13 protein-coding genes and 1 pseudogene are annotated in these 13,435 nt (G+C 67.7%); 9 read left to right on the top strand and 5 right to left on the bottom strand.

What is annotated here, in order from left to right:
- Window positions 1-4: 4 nt before the first annotated feature.
- A pseudogene (locus tag ACFYP0_RS15220) lies at window positions 5-292 on the top strand (DinB family protein); the annotation flags it as partial.
- A gap of 67 nt (window positions 293-359) precedes the next feature.
- On the opposite strand, the gene ACFYP0_RS15215 reads toward ACFYP0_RS15220, so the two are convergent.
- Window positions 360-1,121, bottom strand: a complete 762-nt coding sequence (locus ACFYP0_RS15215; RefSeq protein ID WP_355493368.1) for a hypothetical protein — start codon at window positions 1,119-1,121, stop codon at window positions 360-362.
- A gap of 256 nt (window positions 1,122-1,377) precedes the next feature.
- Window positions 1,378-1,719: a VOC family protein gene (locus tag ACFYP0_RS15210; RefSeq protein ID WP_355493367.1), complete on the bottom strand. Its 342-nt coding sequence runs from the start codon at window positions 1,717-1,719 to the stop codon at window positions 1,378-1,380.
- A 195-nt stretch (window positions 1,720-1,914) separates the two neighbouring features.
- Here ACFYP0_RS15210 and ACFYP0_RS15205 point away from each other — a divergent pair, with 195 nt between their 5' ends.
- Window positions 1,915-3,471, top strand: a complete 1,557-nt coding sequence (locus tag ACFYP0_RS15205) for an LPXTG cell wall anchor domain-containing protein (protein ID WP_355493366.1) — start codon at window positions 1,915-1,917, stop codon at window positions 3,469-3,471.
- 145 nt (window positions 3,472-3,616) lie between these two features.
- Here ACFYP0_RS15205 and ACFYP0_RS15200 read toward each other — a convergent pair whose 3' ends face one another.
- The 3 genes from ACFYP0_RS15200 to ACFYP0_RS15190 all read right to left on the bottom strand — a co-directional run bounded on the left by ACFYP0_RS15200 (window position 3,617) and on the right by ACFYP0_RS15190 (window position 5,860).
- On the bottom strand, window positions 3,617-4,438 hold the full coding sequence (locus tag ACFYP0_RS15200) for an alpha/beta fold hydrolase (protein WP_355493365.1): 822 nt from the start codon (window positions 4,436-4,438) through the stop codon (window positions 3,617-3,619).
- Window positions 4,439-4,457: 19 nt separating this feature from the next.
- On the bottom strand, window positions 4,458-5,027 hold the full coding sequence (locus ACFYP0_RS15195; RefSeq protein ID WP_091407098.1) for a DJ-1/PfpI family protein: 570 nt from the start codon (window positions 5,025-5,027) through the stop codon (window positions 4,458-4,460).
- A gap of 89 nt (window positions 5,028-5,116) precedes the next feature.
- The gene (locus tag ACFYP0_RS15190) at window positions 5,117-5,860 is read right to left on the bottom strand and encodes a GntR family transcriptional regulator (protein WP_124862586.1); all 744 of its coding nucleotides are present in this window, start codon (window positions 5,858-5,860) and stop codon (window positions 5,117-5,119) included.
- A gap of 270 nt (window positions 5,861-6,130) precedes the next feature.
- Here ACFYP0_RS15190 and ACFYP0_RS15185 point away from each other — a divergent pair, with 270 nt between their 5' ends.
- From ACFYP0_RS15185 to ACFYP0_RS15155, 7 genes are all read left to right on the top strand, one after another.
- Window positions 6,131-7,687 (top strand): sugar ABC transporter substrate-binding protein, encoded by a 1,557-nt coding sequence (locus ACFYP0_RS15185; RefSeq protein WP_244219222.1) that lies wholly within the window; start codon window positions 6,131-6,133, stop codon window positions 7,685-7,687.
- A gap of 44 nt (window positions 7,688-7,731) precedes the next feature.
- On the top strand, window positions 7,732-8,631 hold the full coding sequence (locus ACFYP0_RS15180; RefSeq protein WP_244219221.1) for a carbohydrate ABC transporter permease: 900 nt from the start codon (window positions 7,732-7,734) through the stop codon (window positions 8,629-8,631).
- Complete coding sequence (locus tag ACFYP0_RS15175; RefSeq protein ID WP_124862579.1) at window positions 8,631-9,542, top strand: carbohydrate ABC transporter permease; 912 nt, start codon at window positions 8,631-8,633, stop codon at window positions 9,540-9,542. Before ACFYP0_RS15180 ends, ACFYP0_RS15175 begins: the two co-directional genes overlap by 1 nt.
- On the top strand, window positions 9,542-10,609 hold the full coding sequence (locus tag ACFYP0_RS15170; RefSeq protein ID WP_124862576.1) for an ABC transporter ATP-binding protein: 1,068 nt from the start codon (window positions 9,542-9,544) through the stop codon (window positions 10,607-10,609). Before ACFYP0_RS15175 ends, ACFYP0_RS15170 begins: the two co-directional genes overlap by 1 nt.
- On the top strand, window positions 10,609-11,685 hold the full coding sequence (locus ACFYP0_RS15165; RefSeq protein ID WP_124862573.1) for an ABC transporter ATP-binding protein: 1,077 nt from the start codon (window positions 10,609-10,611) through the stop codon (window positions 11,683-11,685). Before ACFYP0_RS15170 ends, ACFYP0_RS15165 begins: the two co-directional genes overlap by 1 nt.
- 152 nt (window positions 11,686-11,837) lie before the next feature.
- Window positions 11,838-13,298, top strand: coding sequence for an NAD-dependent succinate-semialdehyde dehydrogenase (locus ACFYP0_RS15160; RefSeq protein ID WP_124862570.1), 1,461 nt, complete (start codon window positions 11,838-11,840; stop codon window positions 13,296-13,298).
- Complete coding sequence (locus ACFYP0_RS15155; RefSeq protein ID WP_355493364.1) at window positions 13,295-13,435, top strand: hypothetical protein; 141 nt, start codon at window positions 13,295-13,297, stop codon at window positions 13,433-13,435. The genes ACFYP0_RS15160 and ACFYP0_RS15155 overlap by 4 nt, the downstream gene beginning before the upstream one ends.

The raw sequence follows: 13,435 nt of genomic DNA, 5'->3' as shown, positions 1-13,435 counted from the left end.
CGCGCCGGTGCGTGGCTGCTGGAGCATCCGCCCACGGGGCACGTCGGCCGCACCGATGTCGGCGGGTTCGGGGGAATGGACGATGGACTCCGCGTCCCCTGACCCGGCGCCGGCGCCGGTGACCACGATTGCCTGGCGGCTGGCGCACATCATCGTTTCCTGCCTGGGCTATCGGGTCGGATGGCACTTCGGCGGCCAGGACATCGACTCCCAGACATTCGCCTACGCGGGAACCGCCGACGAGGCACTGAACCAGCTCGATGAGACGTATGGGAGATGGAACGCGGGGGTCCCCGCTCAGCCGTGCGCGCCCGCTTCCAGTAGGTGGCTGCACCGCCGTTTCCCAAGCGGAGCGTCGCTCACCCCTCGATCTGGCGCGGCCCTAGAGCCCGTACCAGCTCATCGATCAACGCTGGATCCTCCTCCAGCATCCGTTTGATGCTGTCGCTCACCTGCTCCGGGCCGAGCGCGCTCTCCATGTTCAGCTCCTCGGCCCCGACGTTGAGCAGTACCCTCGCCTGCACCTCGTTGAACAGTCGACCATCCTCGGTGAGCAGTTGGGCCATCATCGCCGCGACAAAGCGTTCCCTCGCTTCCGCCTCGCTGGCCCCGGCGCTGAAGCTCTCAAGCGCCGCGACCAGTTCTGGCGACGGTTCCCCGCCCACAGTCGCCGTAACCCGGATCGGACCCGCCTCCGGCGCCGACTCGGCGGCAATGGCACCGCGAGAGGATCGTTTCCCTGACACAAAATTCCACGTCGACCGCATGGCGGGGAGCGCCTGGTTATTCCATGTCGACTTCACTGCTGGGACCGCCTGCTGGGTCAACGCGGTCTTCGCAGCCGGCAGCGCCTGCTGCACCAACCATCTCTCGACATGCGGCGCGGCCGCCTTGGCAGCCCTCGTGGCGGCTTCCAGAGCCAGTGTCCTGACCAGATCCTTGAACTCCGAGGACGCTCTCCCCGGCCCTGCCGACCCCGTGCTGTCACCGTCCGGGATGAACGTGCCGTGGTCAACGAGCTTCCCGGCGCTGTTGTACAGATTCTGGTGAAGTCCGCCCGCTTTGGACGTTCCTGGAATCAGCCCATCGGGATACTCAAAGCTGCCTCTGACGCTAGCCATTGCGCACCATGACCGGCACTGTAGCGAAGTCGTCCCGGCACTGGAATCGTACGAACGCCATTCCCCTTCAACCATTTGGCAGGGCCTTCGCGGGGCCGAGATACGCGGTGGCGGACCGTGCCCGCAGCGATGGCGCCCTCCGTCTGGTGCAGCTGGGATCGATCGATCGATCGATCGCGACAGCGACCAGCGCGGCAGTGAGCATTCGACGCCCGGTCGTGGCGGCCCGCCGGCACGGCGGGGTCGCTGGCCTCCGTCAGACCGGCCCGCCGCCGAAGCCGATCTCGTTGCCGTCCGGGTCGCGGAAGGTTGCCTTGCGGACGCCGTTGTCGTAGGTATCGCGCCCGGCCGGCTCCAGGCCGCGCTCGGCGATCTGGGCAATGCGGGCGTCGAAGTCGCTGACGAAGACGGTGTGCATGGCGTGCCCGGCATGGTCGGGCCGCACCTCGATGAACAGGTACCGGTGCTCGGCGAGCTCCCACACCGCCTCGGTGTCGTTCGGTAGGAACGACGGCGAGGCGCCGAGGAGTCGCTCGTACCAGGCCGCCGCGGCGGCGTAGTCGCGAACGGGGATGCCCGCGAACAGATCTACGGTCATGACGCCATGCTAGTGGGTAGGCCCCGGAGGATCAGAAAGATGACCCTCGCCCTGGTGCGGCACCCGACCTTACGGCGATGCTGGCCCCCCGTTCGGCCCGTATCCGCCGCAGGTGCCCGAGTGGGGCGGCCCCAGTCCTAACGGCCTCATAAGCTCCACGGGCTCCACTGATCAATCCCACGGAGGAACCCGGTAATGCCCAAGCAACTCGCCCGGCGCTGGCTTGCCGGGTTCGGCGTCGTAGGCGCGCTCGTCGCCGCTTCCGCCATCCCCGCCTTCGCCGCCCCTGCCGCCGAGGACCTCGATCTCTACGCCAAGGATGTGGTTGTCGCCCCCGGCGGCCCTGGAGATTACACGGAGCTTTTTGCCCGCACCAGGGAGCGAGGCGACTACACCGTCAAGGTGGACCGGAGCAAGGTCGCCGGCTTCGCCGACGTGTGGAACGGCCAAAGTGAAAAACCCTGCACCGAGTCCGGTGCGATCCTCACCTGCAAGGTGCTGGACAAGGTAGACGACGGCTCGTACATCAACATGGTCGCTGTGAGGGTGCGGGCGAAGGACAGTGCCACCCCCGACCAGCAGGGTGAACTCAAGTTCACAGTCACCGATGCCGAAGGCGGTTCGGCCACCTACCACTCGACCGTCAGCATCGGTGAGGGCGTGGATCTCGCCGCCATCGAGCAGCGGCTCGAGCTGACAGGCGCCCTCGGCGACACGCTCGACGTCCCGCTCACGGTGGCGAACCGGGGCGAGAAGGCCGTCCACGACGTGGTGCTGTTCTTTGAAGGCGGCTACGGTCTCGGCCCGTCGAAGCGGTACAAGAACTGCGAGTACAGCCCCGCCGACTCCTTCCGCCACGCCTTCGCCTGCCGGTTCCACACCACCATCGAGCCGGGCGGCGCCGCACGGCTGGACTCTCGCTTCGGTTTCACCGTGCCGGCCGACGACCCGGCCCCGAACGGCCACTCCGGTGCGGCGTACTGGTACACGCCGGCCGACTGGGAGGAGTTCCAGTCCTCGATGCCAGTGCGACTTGGGCAGCAGGGCACCGAGGGGGAGCTGACGCTTGAGCCGGTCAGCCTGCACAGCAGCTCGCGGCAGACAGACGTCAACGACCAGAACGACAGAACGCTGATGAGACTCCAGGTCAGCGGTGACCAGGGGACTGAAGTGGCGGCGCTCGGGACGCCGGCGACCGCGACTGGGAAGGTCGGCGCCACGGTGCCGCTGAAGGTCGGCTATGTCAACAACGGCCCAGCGGCTGTCAACGTTGACGGAGCCAAGGATCTCCGTGCCCGTACCGTGCTCTCGCTGCCGAGTGGCGTAACGGCCGTACGCGTTCCGATGACTTGCTCGAGCTACGGCGACTGGGTGCCTGGAAAGCCTGGCGCAACGGTGTACCACTGCGGCGAGCACAAACGCCTGGCGCAGGGCGAGAAAATCGAGTACGAGTTCGAGCTGCGCCTCGACGAGGCCGGCACCCGGGCCGCCCAGGTGCGGCTGACCTTCGACACGGGCGTGGATCTCAACCCAGCCAACGACAGGGCGACGATCACCATCATCGCGAGCGCCGACGGCGGGAGCGAGAATCCCGGTGGGGATGACGGCCAGGGAGGCGGGGACACCGATGGCTCGCTGCCGATCACCGGTGCCAAGGCCGGCCTGACCGCCGGCATCGGTGGCGTACTGCTCGCCGCCGGCGCTGCGGGCTTCGTGGTGGCCCGCCGCCGCAAGACCCGCTTCGTCGCCTGATCCACTCCCTGCACCAACCGTGCCCCGTCGACCTCAGGTCGGCGGGGCACCGGTTCGCTCTCACGAACTGCCGTGACTCCGCACGGTTTGTCGTCGTGGCACTCATGAACACTCGGCCCTGAGGTCGTGCAGCCTGCCGCAGCAGTCAGTGACCTCGGTCCGGGCGGAGGAAGCACGACAGCAGTTGCCTGAACTCCTGCGGGTGTTCGATCGCCGGCACGTGCCCGCATCGGCCGAACACGTGCAGACGGACGTCGGCCAGGTGTTCGAGCAGGGGCTGGGTTGCCGTCTCGAGCGGGGTGACCCGGTCCTCGGCGCCGTGTACGAGCAGCACGGGCGCGCGTACCGCTGCCAGGGTTTGCGCCGAGAGGGTGAGCTCGTCGGCCCATCGTGCCCTGGGTGGCGGGAACAACGACGCGAATGCGGCCTCCCCCGCTCGCATCGCGGTTGCACGGGCCTCGACGGCCGAATCGGTCACGAGCGCTTGGTCGAGGACGAGGCGACTCAGCATGTCTCGTGCCCCGATCGGGCCGGCGGGGGCGGCCCAGACCGCGTCGAGGTCGGCGGACAGCGGTGCCCCGGGGGCGCCCATCGTCGAGACCGCCACGACACGGGTGACCTGCTGGGGGCGCGCGGCCGCCAACGCCAGCGCCACGGCACCGCCCATGGAGTGACCCACCACGGCGTAGTGCTCGATACCGAGAGCATCCATCAGGCCTGCTGCCTGCTCGGTCCACAGCCGGAGCCCACCCCTGGAGCCCGCCGGGATGGGTGTGCGGCCGAACCCCGCCTGGTCCGGAGCCACCAGGTGCCAGGACGCGCCCAGCGCCTGCGCCGTCGTTGCCCAGGCGCCGGACCCGGTCGTGCCGGGTCCGGAGCCGTGCAGCATCAGCACCGCCGGCCCCGTGCCGCTCTCCAGGACGTGGACGGGGGAACCGTCGACTGTGAGGCTCCGAAGTGCGGTCACCGGGGCAGGCCAGGTGTGCTCATGCCGATGCGGGGTCGACAGACTTCGAGAAGAGCTCCATCATCGCCCTGCCGAATTGCGGCATGTCGGGCCACCCCCGGCAGGAGACGAGGTTGCCGTCGACGACGTCGGGGGCGTCGATGACCGTCGCGCCCGCGTTCTCCATGTCACCGGTGATCGGGGGGAAGCACGCCGTCTTTCGACCCTTCAGGAGCCCGTACACCGCTGGCACCTGCGCGCCGTGGCACACCAACGCGATGGGGAGGTTGCGCGCGAAGAAGTGCTCGGTGATACGCCTGACGTCGGCGTCGACCCGGATCCATTCGGGGGCACGTCCCCCAGGAATGATGAGGGCGTCATAGCGCTCGACGTCGACCTCGGCCCAGGGCACGTCGACCGGCAGCTTGCGGCCGTTCTTCTCCACGTAGGCGTCGGAGTTGGGGTCGAACTCGTGGATGACCAGTTGCACGTCGCGCATCGTCCGTGACGAGACGTCGACGTCCCAGCCGCCCTCCTGCACGCGGTAGTAGGGATACATGGTGTCGAGCTCCTCGGCGGCGTCGCCGGTCAGGAGCAGCGCTCTGGGCACCTGCTTCTCCTCGCATCTGGGGGCGGGTGAGGTGGATCCAATCCGATCCGATCAGGATTGAGTCAGCATTCCTGGGCCCAGCGCGCCCGTCAAGCCTCTACCGCCACTCCGTCCGCGTCCTCGATCTCGTCGAACAACCGTCGAAAGCGCTCGCCGGACCGCAGGATGTGCCGACGCATCGCGTAGGCGGCGGCGTCGGGGTCACGCGCGGCGATCGCGGCCACAATGTCCTCGTGCTCGGCCATGGCCAGGTGAGTGACCTGGGTGTCGTGGTGCAGCCGGAAGAGGTGCACGTGGCTGTGCAGGCGAGCGAGCGCTTCACGGATGACCTGGTTCTCCGCGCTCAGGGCGACGAGATCGTGAAAAGCGGCGTCGCGCAGCCCGAAGGCGCCATAGGCCATCGGCCCGTTGCCCCCCTCCAGCTCCGCCATCTCCTCCAGCATCCGTCGCAGACCGGCCACCTGCTCCAAGGACGCGCGTTCCGCGGATCTGCGCGCCGCCGCCGGCTCGAGGAGCAGGCGGACCTCGAGCATGTCCTCGAATCGGTGACGGGTGATCTGGGGCGGAATGCGGTAGCCGGCATGGGGTACGCGCACGACCAGGCCCTCGGCCTCCATGCGGTTCAGAGCGTCTCGGATCGGCGTCTGCGAGACCCCCAGCTCCCGCGCCAGGACGTCGATCGTGACGCGGGAGCCAGGCTCGATCCGTAGCGACATCAGCTGTCCGAGCAGCGTGTCGTACACCTCGTCGGCAAGCCGGCCACCAGATCTGCCCGGCGGTATTCCGCCCGTCACCGCCCTGCGGCCCCGCGCGATCATCGCTTCGTCGTCCATCGTGAGGTGAGGTCCTTCCTTGCGCCTGCGGGAAGCTGTTGACATCGATCGCAACGCTGCGGGATGCTGACGCCCCCACCGGGATCGTATAGGAAAGGTGGCGAATGATCGCCATCCTGCACCCATGGCGGAGCCGCCCGCCATCGCTCCACTTCGATCACCTGAAGCTCCCCTGAGCATGTTCGACGTCCTGCTCGGTCCGTCACCGGGCCGCAGATGGGCCGAAGGACTTCTCGACACCATGAAGACCCAGTACATCGCGGCGTACTCGTGACGCCGGTCCGCGGGTCGGCCCCCGCGACGGCCCGGCAACACGCCTGGACAACCCAGCAACTGCTCGGCGAAGCACATAGCGAGGTTCTAGAAGTCCCCACCCAGAAAGCAGGCATAAAAATGCACAGTCCGAAGCGAATAGGAAGAATGTCCACAACCGGCCGGAAGGCACGGCTGGCGACGGCGGCCATGCTGCTGGTGGCCACGACCATGACGGCTTGCGGCGATGGCAAGGACGACGACGAGAAGGCGAGCGCCCCCAAGGCGCCGGCGACCATCCCGGAGCTCACCAAGGACCCGCTGACCCTCAGCTTCATCTGGTTCGACTGGCCCCCCGCCAAGGCACTGGAAGCCTTCGCGAACACGGAGTACAAGAAGGTACGGCCGAACGCGACCATCAAGGTCAACACCGTGCCGAACGCGAACTGGCACGACGCGATGTTCACCCAGTTCGCCGCGCGCAAGACCGACTTCGACATCGCGATCCTGGACTCGCAACACATCGGCGAGGCCGTGACGAACGGCAACATCCTCGACCTCACCGACTTCGTCAAGAACAACATCGACGTCGCGGCCTACAACCCGTACCTCCTGGCGGCGTACGGCCAGTTCCCCCAGGCGGAGACCGGCAAGCGCGACGAGAACGCCAGCCTGTACGGCCTGCCACTGCTCGGCGACACCTGGACGATGATCTACCGCAAGGACCTGATCGGCGACAAGCCGCCGCAGACCTGGGACCAGATGATCTCAGCCGCCGAGAAGTGCCAGGCGGACAACCCTGGCGTCAGCGGGCTGGCTTTCCACCAGGCCAACGGGTCCGACGCCGCAGCCGTCACCTACAACACGGTCAACGGCGTCTACGGCGGCAACCTCTGGGACCCCAAGAACCGCAAGATCGAGGGCGTCCTCAACGACGCCGCTGGCCAGGAGGCGATGGACGTCCTGGTCAACAAGATGAAGCCGCTGACCGCGAAGGGCTCCGGCAACTGGTTCATCGACGAGGTGAACGCGGCGGTCGCCCAGGGCAAGGCATGCATCGCTTTCAACTGGATCGCCGCGAGCGGCGGCCTGCTCGATCCGAAGGAGTCGACCCTCGGCACCACGCGGGAGCAGATTCTCGACAAGTTGGGGTTTGCCACCCTGCCGAGCCAGAAGACGAACCTGGTGCCGCTCGGCGGTATGGGGATGCACGTGTCGGCCTACTCCGCCGCGGCGAACCAGGCCGAGGCCCTGAACTTCATGAAGTGGTTCGAGCAGGCTGATGTCCAGAAGAAGTGGGCCGCGGCCGGCGGCGTGCCAGCGCGTACGGATGCCCTGGAGTCGCCCGAGTTCCTCAATGCCGGGCCGTTCAACAAGGTGTACGCGGACTCGGTTCCGCGGATGCGGGACATGTGGAACGTGCCCGAGTACGCGCGCCTCGTCGACATCGAGAACACCAACGTGAACGCGGCCCTCAACGGCGCGAAGAAGCCGAAGGATGCGCTCGACGACATCGCCAAGGAGCAGCAGAGCGTGCTCGACTCGAGCAGCCGCAAGGGCGGCGGCGGACTGTGAGTGACCCCGTCCCTCTGACGACCGATCCCGGGCAGGTGGCGTCTGTGACGCCACCTGCACCGGGGCGGTCCCGCCGGTTGAGCGACCGCTGGCTCGCCGTCACGTTCATCTCCCCCGCGATGCTGCTGTTGCTCGCCATGTCGGTGTTCCCGTTGCTGTGGGCGTTGTACCTGTCTTTCACCGACTACTCGGCCACCCGCGGGGGGCGCGCCAATTTCATCGGGTTCGGGAACTACACGGCAATCCTGACGTCGGCGCAGGTCCACACGAGGGCCCTGACAACGTTGATCTACGTGGTCGGCGCGGTCGGCCTGCAGACCGTGCTCGGCTTCGGCATCGCCTACCTGATCTCCCGGCGCACGCACGGGCGAGGAGTGCTGACCACTCTGTTCCTGGTTCCGATGATGCTGTCGCCGGTCGTGGTCGGGCTGTTCTGGCGGTTCATGCTCGACGCGCAGTTCGGCGTGGTCAACAGCATGCTCGGCTCGGTCGGCCTGGGGCAGGTGGAGTGGCTCACCCGGCAGCGGACAGCACTGCTTTCCCTGGTCGTTGTCGACACCTGGCAGTGGACGCCGTTCATCATGCTCATCGCACTCGCCGGCCTCAGCGCGGTTCCCAAGTACCTGTACGAGGCCGCCTCGATCGACCGGGCGTCCGAGTGGTTCCGGTTCCGCACCATCACTCTTCCGCTGGTGTGGCCACTGCTTCTCATTGCCGTGATGTTCAGGGCCATCGAGGCCTTTCGGCTGTTCGACCTCGTCTACATCCTCACCAACGGAGGCCCCGGCGTCTCCACCGAGACGTTGTCGTTCCACATCTACAAGGTCGCGTTCCTTGGCTTCAACACCGGAACCGCTTCGGCGTACGGGATCCTCATGGTCCTCGTCGTCATCATCCTCACGCAGTTCTACCTGCGCTATTTGAACAAGCTCAAGGAGGGCTGATGGCCGTCTCCGTCGACGAGGCCGTGTCCACAGGTCCTGCCCGGGATCACACGCCCCCCGTGCGCCGCCTTGGCGGCCGGGGCCGCTCCGTGCTGGAGGTCACGCTGCTGACCGTGCTGGCCGTCGTGATGCTCTTTCCGGTGCTGTGGATGATCGAGACGTCCATCAAGGAGAACCGGGACGTCTACGCCATCCCGGCCAAGTTCTTCGATTTCAAGATCACTCTGGATCATTACAAGGACGTGTTCGTCAACCCCGACGGCGGTCGCTCGGCCCTGTCCGTCTCGTTCCTCAACTCCGTCGTGGTCGCCGGAGCTTCCACGGTGCTGGCCACCGTGCTGGGTGTCCCGGCGGCCTGGGCCTACTCACGCTTCGCCGTGAAGGCCAAGAAGGACCAACTGTTCTTCATCCTGTCCACCCGCTTCATGCCGCCCGTGGTGGTCGTGATCCCGATCTTCCTCATGTACCGCCAGGTCGGACTCATCGACAACAAGCTCGGCCTGATCCTCATCTACACCGCGTTCAACGTCCCGTTCACGATCTGGATGATGAAGGGGTTCGTCGACGAGGTGCCCGCGGAGTACGAGGATGCCGCCATGCTCGACGGCTACACCCGGTTGCAGGCGTTCCGGCGATACACCCTTCCCCTGCTCGTGCCCGGCATCGCCGCGACGGCGGTCTTCGCGCTCATCTTCTCGTGGAACGAGTTCGTGTTCGCCACCTTCCTCACCTCCAGCGACGACGTCCGGACGGCCCCACCCGCCATCGCCGGCCTCATCGGCGGCACCACTACGGACTGGGGTCTCGTGGCCGCCGCCTCCGTGGTGTTCGCCCTACCGGTGCTCGTCTTCGCGTACCTGGTGCGCAAGCACCTCATCGCCGGTGTGACGCTCGGGGCGGTGCGACGCTGATGGCGGGCATCGAGGTGACAGCGCTGCACAAGCGCTACCCGGACGGGACGGTCGCAGTCGAACACGTGGACCTGTCCATCGGCCACGGCGAGCTGTTCGTGATGCTCGGCCCCTCGGGTTGCGGCAAGACGACAACGCTGCGGGCCATCGCCGGCCTGGAGAGGCAGACGACGGGCGACATCCGCATCGGCGACACGCTGGTCAACGACCTGCCGCCCGCCGAGCGCGACATCGCCATGGTGTTCCAGTTCTACGCCCTCTACCCGCATCTCAAAATCCGCGACAACCTGGCGTTCCCGCTGCGGGCCGAAGGCCTGCCCAAGCCGGAGGTGCACGAGCGGGTCAACGAGGCCGCCCGGCTGATGCAGCTCGGTCCTCTCCTGGACCGGCGACCGCGCCAGCTCTCCGGCGGGGAGCAGCAGCGCGTCGCGCTCGCTCGCGCCCTGGTACGACGACCGCGCGCCTTCCTCATGGACGAGCCTCTCACCAATCTGGACGCGGAACTGCGTGCGGACATGCGCACGGAGATCAAGCACCTGCAGGGAGAACTGGGGGCGACGATGGTCTACGTCACCCACGACCAGGTCGAAGCGATGTCGCTAGGTCACCGAATCGCCATCCTCAACAAGGGCCGCGTGGAGCAGATCGGCACGCCGCTGGAGGTCTACGACCGTCCGGCGAGTCTTTTCTGCGCCGCGTTCATCGGCTCCCCGCCGATGAACCTGATCGAGGTGGAGGTGGCCGACGGGAAGCTGCGCGGTGAGGGCGGACTGGTTCTCCCGCCACCGCCTGGCCTGCCGCGCGACCGCCGCCTGGTCGCAGGCGTCCGGCCGGAGGCGCTGGAAGTCACCGCACCCGAGGCGGAAGGCTCGATCCCGGCCCGGGTGGTCTCGGTGGAGTGGCTGGGCGACGAAATCATCTACGTGGTCGACCACGGCGGCCAACGTGACGTCCGGGTCCGGATGCCACCGACTGTTCGTTTCGCCGCTGAAGCGAAGGTCGGGCTGCGGCACACCGGCGGGACCCCAACGGTGTACGACGTGAGCACGGAAGAGCTGGTGGCCTGATGGGAACCCTGGCAGCGCACGGGCTGCGCAAATCCTTCGGCAAGGTCCAGGCCCTGGACGGGGTGACGCTGGACGTGCCGGACGGCTCGTTCTTCGTCGTACTCGGGCCCTCCGGGGCAGGCAAGACGACGACCCTGCGAGCGATCGCGGGCCTGGAGAAGCTTGACGCCGGGTCGGTGCATCTGGACGGCAGGGACGCGACCGGTGACACCCCGGCCGCACGCGACCTGGCCATGGTCTTCCAGAACTACGCCCTCTACCCGCGACACACGGTGTACGAGAACATCGCTTCGCCGCTGCGGGCGCGCCGCTGTTCCTCGAGTGAAATCGCCACTGCCGTCGAGCAGATGTCCAGCCTGCTGCACATCGAACGTCTGCTGCAACGTCGGCCCGCGCAGTTGTCGGGCGGTGAGATGCAGCGTGTCGCCCTGGCCCGGGCGCTGGTCCGTAGCCCGCGCGCGTTCCTCATGGACGAACCGCTCACCAACCTCGACCTCAAGCTCCGCGTCGAGATGCGCACCGAGCTCACCCGCATCCACCGGAGCCTCGGAGCGACCTTCGTCTACGTGACGAACGACCAGGTCGAGGCCCTGTCCATGGCCGACCAGGTCGCGGTCCTCAAGGAGGGGCAGGTGCAACAGGTCGGAACGCCCACCGAGGTGTACGAGCGTCCGGCCAACCAGTGGGTCGCCGCATTCGTCGGGAGCCCACCGATCAGCCTGCTCGCCTGCCGCGCCGACGGAGATCGACTGGTCGGTGCGGCAGGCTGGACGCTGCCACGGCCCCGCTGGACCACGGCCGAGGACGGTCGTCAGCTGCTACTGGGCCTGCGCGCGGAGGACCTGTCCGTCGAGCAGCGTGGGAACGCGTCGTTGTCCGGGGAGCTCTACGGCCTTGAGCCGCTCGGTGACCGAACGGTGGTCGACGTCCGAGTGGGGACGGAGATCCTCAAGGTCAAGGCACGACCCACAGTCACCGGTACGCCGGGCGAACGCCTGCAGGTCACTGTCGACCTGGACCGTGCGCACCTGTTCGATGCGGGCACCGGGCTGTCGCTGTCCGAGGCTGGGCGGTAACCGCGCCGGGCGGTGACGGCGACATGCGTCCGCACGTGGCGATCGAGCCCCGCCTCGCCCGCGACGAGGGCGTGTGACCCGTCCGTCTACGCGCACAGCGCGATCGCTGAAGCACGCCGGACATCACGAAGAAGATCACAGGAGGCGACGCGATGAGTGACCCGATGAACGTGCTGGCCCCCGAGCATCGGCGGCTGCGGATCGGCGACGCCTGGCGCGACGCCGCAAGCGGAGCCACCTTTGCCGTCGAGGACCCGGCCACCGGCAAGACCATCGCCGAGGTGGCGGACGCCGACGTCGTTGACGGGCTCGCCGCCCTGGACGCGGCGAGCAGGGCAATGGCGGGGTGGGCGGCGACCCCGCCGCGGAAACGGTCAGAGTTGTTGACCGCGACGTACCGGGCACTGACCGAGCGATCCGAGGAGATCGCCCGGCTGATCACGCTCGAGATGGGCAAGCCGCTCGCCGAGGCTCGGGGAGAGGTGGCCTACGGTGCCGAGTTCTTCCGTTGGTTCGCCGAGGAGGCGGTGCGCGTCGAGGGGCGCTACAACACCGCTCCCGCGGGTGGATATCGCATCCTCACCGTGCCGAAGCCGGTCGGACCGTGCGTCTTCGTGACGCCCTGGAACTTTCCGTTGGCCATGGGTGCCCGCAAGATCGCTCCTGCGCTGGCTGCGGGCTGTACGACGATCACCAAGCCAGCAGGTCAGACGCCACTCACCATGCTGTTCCTGGCCCGCATCATGGAGGAGGTCGGCGTTCCCCCGGGCGTCGTCAACGTGGTGACCACCAGGCGTTCCGGCGAGGTGGTCTCCGCACTGCTGGCCGACAGCCGGACCCGCAAGCTTTCGTTCACCGGGTCGACCGAGGTCGGACGCGTACTGCTACGACAGGCCGCGGACAACGTGCTGCGCACCTCCATGGAACTGGGCGGCAACGCGGCCTTGATCGTCTGTGCCGACGCTGACCTGGACGTCGCGGTCGACGGTGCCATGGTGGCCAAGATGCGTAACATCGGGGAGTCCTGCATCGCGGCCAACCGGATCTACGTCGAGGAGCCCGTACGCGAGGAGTTCACTGCGCGCTTCGCCGAGCGGATGGGCGCGCTTTCGGTGGGCCATGGTCTCGACGACGGCGTGAACGTGGGGGCGTTGATCGACGAGGCGTCGGTCACCACGATCGACGAGCTCGTCGCCGACGCGGTCGATCGCGGCGCCCGGGTCCTGGTGGGCGGCGAGCGTCCCGACGGGCCGGGCCACTTCTACCCGCCCACGGTCCTCGTCGACGTGCCCGACGATGCGCGGATGCTGCAGGCGGAGATCTTCGGCCCGGTGGCGCCGATCATCTCGTTCACGTCCGACGACGAGGTGATGGCGAAGGCCAACGACACCGAGCACGGCCTGGCCGGATACGTCTTCACCCGTGACCTCCAGCGGGCGCTCCGGTTCGCCGAAGGGCTGGATACGGGGATGCTCGGCATCAACCGTGGCCTGATATCGGACCCGTCTGCTCCGTTCGGCGGCGTGAAGCAGTCAGGGATCGGCAAGGAAGGGTCGCACGAGGGCATCCTCGAATACCTCGACCTCACCTACGTGGCGATCGACCTACCGTGACCGGCCCGCTGACCCGGGTGTCCCGCGCTCGCGTCTGCGCCACCCGGGCGGCCGACCTCGCCGACGCCGTCCCGGTCCCGCAGCTGACCTGGACGTCCGCCCAGCACATCGCCGCCGACGTTCCGGAGAGGCACTGA

This window comes from Micromonospora arida (assembly GCF_042873195.1).
Taxonomy (GTDB): domain Bacteria; phylum Actinomycetota; class Actinomycetes; order Mycobacteriales; family Micromonosporaceae; genus Micromonospora; species Micromonospora arida.
This window is presented reverse-complemented; position numbering and strand designations above follow the sequence as displayed.

Coding starts and splice junctions, on each gene's coding strand:
- ACFYP0_RS15215 (WP_355493368.1), bottom strand. CDS start 1,121: ATGGCTAGCGTCAGAGGCAGCTTTGAGTATCCCGATGGGCTGATTCCA.
- ACFYP0_RS15210 (WP_355493367.1), bottom strand. CDS start 1,719: ATGACCGTAGATCTGTTCGCGGGCATCCCCGTTCGCGACTACGCCGCC.
- ACFYP0_RS15205 (WP_355493366.1), top strand. CDS start 1,915: ATGCCCAAGCAACTCGCCCGGCGCTGGCTTGCCGGGTTCGGCGTCGTA.
- ACFYP0_RS15190 (WP_124862586.1), bottom strand. CDS start 5,860: ATGGACGACGAAGCGATGATCGCGCGGGGCCGCAGGGCGGTGACGGGC.
- ACFYP0_RS15175 (WP_124862579.1), top strand. CDS start 8,631: ATGGCCGTCTCCGTCGACGAGGCCGTGTCCACAGGTCCTGCCCGGGAT.
- ACFYP0_RS15170 (WP_124862576.1), top strand. CDS start 9,542: ATGGCGGGCATCGAGGTGACAGCGCTGCACAAGCGCTACCCGGACGGG.
- ACFYP0_RS15165 (WP_124862573.1), top strand. CDS start 10,609: ATGGGAACCCTGGCAGCGCACGGGCTGCGCAAATCCTTCGGCAAGGTC.
- ACFYP0_RS15160 (WP_124862570.1), top strand. CDS start 11,838: ATGAGTGACCCGATGAACGTGCTGGCCCCCGAGCATCGGCGGCTGCGG.